At 73.4% G+C, this 282-nt stretch carries 1 protein-coding gene; it reads left to right on the forward strand.

The genetic code is table 11. The annotated features are described in order from the left end of the window. On the forward strand, window positions 1-282 hold a 282-nt coding region (locus CKO33_RS14050; protein WP_500683418.1), incomplete at both ends, for a molybdopterin-binding domain-containing protein.

Below are 282 nucleotides of genomic sequence, written 5' to 3' on the forward strand. Positions count from 1 at the left end.
GTGCCTGTCCCGGCGCGGCCTGGAGCTCTCCTTCGTGCGTTTCGTGGGGGACGACGCCCACCTGCTGACGGACAACCTGCGCCAGGCACTGCCGGGTACGGTCGTCGGGGGTGGCGCCGATGCCACCAAAGCTGAACACCACCGCCTCCTCCAGGGCCAGGGTCTGGCGCAGGCGGCGGGTGTGCCCCTGACCCCTCACCCCGGGGCCGTGGCCCTCCTGGAGGAACGCTTCGGGGCGGCGGCCTATCCCCACCGCATCCGCATGGCCCACCTGCCCCAGGG

The organism is Ectothiorhodospira mobilis, from assembly GCF_016584115.1.
In the GTDB taxonomy this organism is placed as follows: domain Bacteria; phylum Pseudomonadota; class Gammaproteobacteria; order Ectothiorhodospirales; family Ectothiorhodospiraceae; genus Ectothiorhodospira; species Ectothiorhodospira mobilis.